This window comes from Catenibacterium sp. co_0103, from assembly GCF_004168205.1.
Classification (GTDB): domain Bacteria; phylum Bacillota_I; class Bacilli_A; order Erysipelotrichales; family Coprobacillaceae; genus Catenibacterium; species Catenibacterium mitsuoka_A.
This window is the reverse complement of sequence record NZ_RCYB01000089.1, coordinates 1-7,748: the sequence shown is the minus strand read 5'-3', so window position 1 is coordinate 7,748 and position 7,748 is coordinate 1. Positions and strand designations below refer to the sequence as shown.

9 protein-coding genes are annotated in these 7,748 nt (G+C 32.7%); 5 read left to right on the top strand and 4 right to left on the bottom strand.

What is annotated here, in order from left to right:
• Positions 1-93: 93 nt before the first annotated feature.
• From EAI80_RS13965 to EAI80_RS10870, 3 genes are all read left to right on the top strand, one after another.
• Complete coding sequence (locus EAI80_RS13965; protein WP_202976637.1) at positions 94-357, top strand: transposase; 264 nt, start codon at positions 94-96, stop codon at positions 355-357.
• A 543-nt stretch (positions 358-900) separates the two neighbouring features.
• Positions 901-1,932, top strand: a complete 1,032-nt coding sequence (locus EAI80_RS10875) for a PDDEXK nuclease domain-containing protein (protein ID WP_129982035.1) — start codon at positions 901-903, stop codon at positions 1,930-1,932.
• Between the two features lie 19 nt (positions 1,933-1,951).
• Positions 1,952-2,449: a hypothetical protein gene (locus EAI80_RS10870; RefSeq protein WP_129982034.1), complete on the top strand. Its 498-nt coding sequence runs from the start codon at positions 1,952-1,954 to the stop codon at positions 2,447-2,449.
• Between the two features lie 342 nt (positions 2,450-2,791).
• Here the strand turns inward: EAI80_RS10870 and EAI80_RS10865 are convergent, their stop codons facing one another.
• Positions 2,792-4,132, bottom strand: a complete 1,341-nt coding sequence (locus EAI80_RS10865) for a dicarboxylate/amino acid:cation symporter (RefSeq protein WP_129982033.1) — start codon at positions 4,130-4,132, stop codon at positions 2,792-2,794.
• A 143-nt stretch (positions 4,133-4,275) separates the two neighbouring features.
• Between EAI80_RS10865 and EAI80_RS13485 the strand changes: the two genes are divergently transcribed.
• The gene (locus tag EAI80_RS13485) at positions 4,276-4,431 is read left to right on the top strand and encodes a hypothetical protein (RefSeq protein WP_161220338.1); all 156 of its coding nucleotides are present in this window, start codon (positions 4,276-4,278) and stop codon (positions 4,429-4,431) included.
• Positions 4,432-4,501: 70 nt separating this feature from the next.
• Here the strand turns inward: EAI80_RS13485 and EAI80_RS10860 are convergent, their stop codons facing one another.
• The 3 genes from EAI80_RS10860 to EAI80_RS10850 form a co-directional block, all read right to left on the bottom strand.
• Positions 4,502-5,374, bottom strand: a complete 873-nt coding sequence (locus tag EAI80_RS10860) for a hypothetical protein (protein ID WP_129982032.1) — start codon at positions 5,372-5,374, stop codon at positions 4,502-4,504.
• Between the two features lie 132 nt (positions 5,375-5,506).
• Entirely contained in the window at positions 5,507-6,469 is a 963-nt protein-coding gene (locus EAI80_RS10855; RefSeq protein WP_275055619.1) for an MATE family efflux transporter, read from the bottom strand.
• Between the two features lie 101 nt (positions 6,470-6,570).
• The gene (locus EAI80_RS10850) at positions 6,571-6,993 is read right to left on the bottom strand and encodes an MATE family efflux transporter (protein WP_238634575.1); all 423 of its coding nucleotides are present in this window, start codon (positions 6,991-6,993) and stop codon (positions 6,571-6,573) included.
• A 304-nt stretch (positions 6,994-7,297) separates the two neighbouring features.
• Between EAI80_RS10850 and EAI80_RS14050 the strand changes: the two genes are divergently transcribed.
• Positions 7,298-7,748 (top strand): IS1 family transposase (locus EAI80_RS14050; protein WP_193760867.1); only part of this gene is annotated, 451 nt, incomplete at its 3' end.

Here is a 7,748-nt window from a genome sequence, read left to right as displayed (position 1 = left end):
ATTTTCTGACATGTTTAACACCTCTATTTTCACGTTTCAGACTAGTATTCTTTCGAATGTTTTTCAATTCTTTTTTTTAGATATTTTCTCTATTTGACTGGCACTAAATTTATACTAGCCCCAGATGCCAGGTACTTTGAAATTCAGTACATCTATGAAGCTGAATGCATTCAAAGAAATTTTAATAAATCAAATGCATTGGCACTAAATCTAGGTATTAATAATCTTGTCACTGCTGTATCAAACAGAGTGGAAACATTCATCATTGATGGAAGAAGACTGAAGTCCATTAACCAGTGGTTCAATAAGGAAAATGCAAGATTACAGTCCATCAAGGAACATGCAGACCTTCGTTAATAATCTATACGGAAAACTGAGAGACAAGCTTGAATATCTCTGTGAATTGAATGGCATTACATTTGTAATGGAGGGAAAAATCCTACACTTCAAAAGCAAGCTTCTGAGATAAGGATGTCATATCAGTCTATAAGAATTATGATAGTGAAGAATATCATTTCAGTGGTAAAAGAATACATTGTGGACAGTACAGAACAGCTACTGGAAAAGTGTTGAATGCAGATGCAAATGGTGCATTGACATCATACGTAAAAGTAGCGTTGTGGATGTAAATGTCCTATACAGTAGAGGCGAAGCGGATACGCAATAAGAATAAGGATAGCCTGGCAATAGGTGGAGAATTAAATATCAGTCTTCTTAAATGGATGCTCAAGCATCCTAGAAGCTACTACTTCAAATACGAAGTATTAAGTCGTAGTAATTCACTATACAGAGTAAAAAGATAAACAGGTAGTTAAGCCAATGCGGATTGAAAATATTGAATCAATAGAAGGACAGTAAGTTCTATTTTAGAAATTTAGGGGGGGAGTAAGAGCATGGATTATGATTTACAAAAAAAATCAAAATGCAGAACAGACTTATCATTCCATTCGTAATTCTATTGTGTTTGCACAGCATCGTTTGAGCACAGCCGTAAATTCTGCTATGGTAACAACTTATTGGGAAATTGGAGAACAGATTTTTAAAGCATGTGGAGAAAATGATCGTGCAGAATATGGAAAGAGATTATTGGAATATCTTTCAGAGCAGCTGACAGCAGAGTTTGGAAAAGGTTTTGATAAATCAAATCTTCGTAAGATGAGGCAGTTTTATTGCACTTTTCCAATTCGAGACACACTGTGTCCTGAATTGAGCTGGTCACATTATCGTGTCTTGATGCGTATTAATGATGAACAGGTACGAACGTTTTATATGGAGGAATGTGCAAAAGCAGCCTGGAGTGTTCGTCAGCTAGAACGACAGACTAACACGATGTATTATCAGCGTGTTTTAGCAAGCCAGGATAAGACTGCAGTTGCAAAAGAAATTCAGACAACGGAGCCAAAACCAGAATATGAGAAAATAGTGAAAGATCCTTATGTTATGGAATTCTTGCAAATTCAGCCGGACACTCATGTGTATGAAGGAGATTTGGAAAAGGCATTAATTGATCATCTTCAACATTTCCTTTTGGAACTTGGAAGAGGATTTTCCTTTGTAGCACGCCAAAAGAGATTTACATTGGATGGACAGGATTTTTTTATTGATCTTGTATTTTACAACTATATTTTGAAATGCTTTGTTCTTGTTGACTTGAAAATGGGGAAACTGACCCATCAGGATTTAGGACAAATGCAGATGTATGTGAATTATTATACTCGTGAAATGATGAATGAAGGGGATACGCAGCCTATAGGGATTGTACTTTGTGCAGTTAAGGGAGATTCTATTGTAAAATATACACTTCCTGAAGATAATCACCAGATATTTGCATCGAAATATTTCACCTATCTGCCGTCAGAGGAAGAATTGAAACGTGAATTAGATTTGAAAGAATTTCACAAAAAGAATGAAAATATAAATCATAATTTATAATGCAATCGGAAAAAAGAAAATGAAAATACCTGTTCGTTTATTAAGACTATTAAAAGATGAATTATATTTATTTACATTATCAAATGAACCTACTGAAAATATTAAAGTAGTTGCAATTGATGATGATAGAATTGCAAATGATGAATTAGTAATCTCCATAGGAATAACCGAAACAGTTAGTCTGATTGGTTTAAAAGGTATATCTGCAGATCAATGGTATAGAAATATTGTGATGCATGATCTTAAATATGATATAAAAGATCTATTAGATTATGCACCAACGCTAGCAAAACAAGTTTCAGGCAAATTACTTGTTAATTCTTTATATGAGGATAAATATCAGAGAATAGAAGGGATTGATAAGTTACTTGTAAATGATTTTGAGGAAATAATCTCTAATACAATAAGAAGAGATCGAAGCAAACATCCTCAAATTAGTATAGAAAGCATTTTAAAAGAAATATCTGATATTGATAAGCAAATGATAAATATAGCTTACTTAAAAAAGAGCAAGTAAATCTGATTGATCTAGAAAATTATTTAAAAAGTAAGTTTGAACAGGACAACGATATATTAAAGAATTCTAAACCTTCTACTCGAACAAACTTAAGAAGGCTGATTAGAATCTATGATTATTTAAAAGGAGAAAGCAAAAAAGCCTCTGATTAAAGCACCCTTTCAAAGGACACCATCAGAAGCCTCTTTCTTACTAGAAAACCTTTCAACAAGGCGGCTCTCTAAAAGCTACCCTATCTTCTAGCTCTCTTCATAAGTATTATACATAATTATTAGAATATTTCAAGTATACATTAAAAGGAGTCAGATTTAATTTTTCTGACTCCTTTTCTAGAAAGAACTTCTATCCTTTATATACTTCGCTATCAATCATATTTTCTTTCTTAGCTACAATAACTGAAGTAGAAGCATCACCAACTACATTAAGTGAAGTAACTAACATTTCAATAGGTCTATTGATTGAAAGAATTAATGAATATGCAAGTAATGCTGCATCGTTTGTATAACCCATACCAGTTAAGATAGTAAATAGGATCACAGCACCTGCACCTGGTGCAGCTGGAGTACCAACTGATGCAATTAATGCAAGTACTGCAATAACTGCCATAGACATGAATGTTACTTTATATCCAGAACTTGCTGCAATAAACATAGCTGCAATAACCTGCATGATTGCTGTACCATCCATATTGATTGTCATACCTAAAGGTAATACAAATGATGCAATCTGATCATTTACACCTAATTCTTCAGTTACTGTTCTCTTATTGATTGGAAGAGTTGCAGCACTAGAAGAAGTAGAGAAACCAAACAAAGCAACCTTAACCATCTTCTTCATAAATGGCTTTGGATTTACTCTAGCCATAGACATTAAATAGATTGGATAAGCTAAGAATAAATATATAAATAATGCAATAACAACTGTAACAACATAAGCAAGTGCTGGTCTTAATGAATCAATTCCATAAATTGCGAATGTTCTAGTTAATAAGCAGAAGATACCAATAGGGGCAAACTTATTAACTACAAATGATAAGAATAAAGTAATAATCTTAGATACTTCTTCGAACAACTTCTTTAGAGTCTTTGTTTCTTCTTCTAATGTATTCATTGCTAGACCCATAGCAACTGCTATAAACACGATAGCAAGTACGTTACCATTAGTAGAGAAAGCTGAAATAAGGTTGTTAGGAATAATATTTAAAATAATGTTTAATGGGTTAGAACCAGTAGAACCCTGCTGGATTGTTACTGCTGCTTTACCTACTGCATTAAAGAAACCTAAACGATATACAATAGAGGCAATTACACCTGCAAAACATAATGCACATACAGTTGTAATAAAGAAAGTTAAAATAGTCTTAGTAGAAATTCTACCTAACTTCTTTGTATCTGTGATAGTTGAAATAGCTAATGTAATAGATACAAATACCATAGGTACAATAATAAGCTGTAATGAATTAACAAATAACTGACCTACAATATAGAAGATCCCAACAGCTTTAGTTGCTGTAGGCTGTGTAATATCCTGAAAGAATAATTTATTGATCTTTGTCCAAAGATCAGTCTGACCACTACTTATTAAGTGTTCTCTTAACATAATGCAGCCAAACCCACAGGCAAGACCACAAATCATCGCAATTAACATCTTTTTAGCTAACTGCTTACCATTACTCGTTTTCATTTTTACCCTCCTGAATTTAATCCCAAAATTGAGACTATTATACACTATCTAGAACATAATGCAAATAGTATTCATCAAAATGAGAGTGAGCATAATATATTTATTTAGAACTATGGTATAATAATCAGCATAGACAAACTTATATGGATAATGATTATAGGGAAGAGATGTTGAAGTTAAGAGAAGAACTTCTATTAGTTGAAGAAGAACGTAAAGCAGGTAAGAAGGTTTATGCTATTGATGAATTAGATGAAATCCTAAATGAAGTTATTGATAATGTAAAACAGTCAGGCATCTAAACCTGACTGTTTTACTTAAGAAAGGGGAGAGCACTTATAGTAGTCTCCCTGAGGGAAAGATATATTATTTTTAATAATCCCAGTTCTTCCAATCTCCACCAGTTAACTTATCAAAGTCTTCACCATTAATTTCTGCACCATCACCATAGGAATGATCACCTTCCCAGTGATATTTAGGATCCATTTCAACTGTTAATGATCCTTTATGAGTTTCTGAAGAAGAACCACCTGAAGTATTACTGCTTCCAGAAGAATTGCTGTTGTTTGAAGAAGAATTATTAGAAGTTCTATTTGTATTAGAACTCTGTTTCTTCTGTACCTTAGTCTTTACACTTGTAGTACCATCTTTATTCTTCACTGTCTCATGTACAACTTCTTCATTATTATTAATCACTGGTTTCGCAATAATAGTGACCTTACCGGTCTTCTTGGTTTCATTATTATACTTGTCCTTTACTGTAACATTAAAATCATACTGTCCAGGAGTATTCATATCTACCTTACTTGTATCAATCTCAATACTTGTTTCAGATAGATCACTAATATTCATTAGAGACTTGAAATTAAATGTAGTAAGGTCTGTACCTTGTAATATCTCTATATCAGCAGGTAATACTACTTCAGGTGCTTTGGTATCCTTTACAATAACACTCTGTTTCAAAGACTTCTTCTTATACTTCACAGTAATACTATACTTACCTACTGCAGGATAAGTCTTATCCTTCTCATTAGGTATCTTATTGATTATTTCTAAATCATCTGTATTAAAATCCTTATAGTCTTTTACTATATCCTTAAGTTTAGGTGTATATGTAGTTCCATATTCTATATTCACCTTATTAGTCTTAAGTTCTAGTTTAGGACCACTTAACGCATAAGCAGCAGCACCTACACCAATAAATACAACTGCACCTGCAGCTATCATTATCTGTTTCTTATTCATATTTTTCCTTCCCTTACTATATATCTTATATACAATGATATTCTTAGTGTTAGTTTGATGCAATAGAGAAAGTACTATATTTATATTATTCACAAGCATTACATAAGAATAATAGAAAAAGAGATCTCTTTTCTAAGAAATCTCTTTCTTTAAGCTCTTTCCAATAGTTAACCACATAGTCATATAACAAGCACCGCCACCTATAAAATTACTAATAGCTTCTGAAATAAATACACCTTCAATTCCAATAAAACGTGGAAGAATAATAGTCAAAGGAGCTACTATAATCACTTTTCTAAAGATAGAAAAGAAGATAGCCTGTTTAGATTTGCCTAGTCTTACTGCCACAGACTGACCACATATCTGTAATGACTGCATAAAGAATCCTGCAAAATATAATTTAATATAAATAATTGCATGTTTAGTCATATGAGGATCATGAGTAAAGATATTAATAAAGTATTGTGGGAAAGCAGTAATTAATACCCATATAACAAACATTGTCCCAAAACATAAGAGTGTCACAAAACGTATTGCTGATAAGACACGTTTATATTCTTTAGCCCCATAATTATATCCTAGTACTGGCTGAGAGGCATTTCCAAACCCTTGGGCTGGTAACTGCACAACTTCTCTAATAGAGTTAATAATAGTCATAATCGCTATATAGAGATCACCACCATATAGTTGTAAAGTAGAATTACATACAATAGATACTATAGAATTCGTAATACCCATCATAAATCCTGCAGTCCCTAAAGAGAATATACGCTTTACATAATAAGGTTTTAAATACATACACTCTTTCTTTAACTTAAGTATTGTTTGATCACTTCTTAAGAAGTGTATTGTCCATAAAGCAGATACAAACTGTGACAGTACTGTTGCAAGTGCTGCACCTTTCACATTCATATTAAATAAAAATATAAATATTGGATCCAATATAATATTCAATACAGCACCAATCAGTACTGTCATCATTCCTATTTTCGCAAATCCTTGACTATTAATAAAACTATTCATACCTAGTCCTATTAACACAAACACAGTCCCTAACAAGTATATAGTTAAATAATTTGAATACCCACAAACCACAGGTATGCTATAAACACGTCTTTAATAAGTTCCTCTTAAACAGTATTAGAAACAAAGAACAAACAAAGATAAAAAAGACTGTTTCTGCAGATTATGGGTATTCAAATTAAATAATCATTCGCATACTTAAAAGTATGCGTACTTGCTCCAAAGAGCCATAAGATCTTCTCTTTAAAAAGAAAACCAATAATCATTAAACCAATCCCAAATAGTACTAACAAACAGAAAGCATTTCCCATAATCTCTTCTGCTTCTTTATTATTACCTCTCCCTCTCGCAATTGAACAAAGTGGGGCACCACCCATACCAAACAAGTTCGCAAATGCAATCACTATAGAAATAATAGGAAGACATATTCCCAGTCCTCCCATAGCTAGTGTTGAAGTATGAGGAATACGTCCTATATATATTCTATCTATCACGTTGTAGAGTACATTAATCAACTGTGCTACGATCATTGGTCCTGCAATAGATAATATATGTGTAGAAACCGTTCCCTTCGCAAAATTATTCCTTTCTTCCATATAATCATCTCCCTTAACACAATCTTTACTATCTCATATATATTACTGTCATACAGTTCTTTTTCAAAAGTTGAAATACTGTAACTCATATTATCTCCTGTATATCATGCTTTTTTATTATATATAGTGAGATATACTATATTAAAATAAAATTCCACAAATAAAATCGCTAAGTTTATGAAAAATGTTGCTACTAGATCATTAAATTTAACTTAACGCCTATTTTTCTACTTTATAGCCACCTAACTCAAATCATCATTTCTCGAATAGTTGTAAAATGATCTTAAAAGGTCAGGTGAGTGCTATGATAACTGAAAACCAGGTAAAAAACTATTTAAGATCTAAGGATAAGGATTATGTAAATAAACTTATTGAATCATTATATGAACAGGATGATGAAGACATTGATCCATCTCATAAAGCATGCCCTATATGTGGTTCAGTTCATTTCAAAAAGAATGGAAAAGATAAGAACGGACATCAGAGATATATCTGTCTTGACTGTCACAAGTCTTTTAGTGATAGAACCAACACCTTATTCTACTGGTCTCATTTTACTTTGGACCAGTGGCTTCACTTCATTGAACTGGAACTATATAAAATGCCTCTAGAGGGTGAGGCTCAAGTCTTGGAGACAAGCAAGACGACCTGCTTCTATATGCGTCGAGGTAAACAGGTTGCATATAGAGGAATATCTCATCACAAGGTTGCCATTGTCTGTGCTACAGATGAAAATGATCATATGATGATGCAGG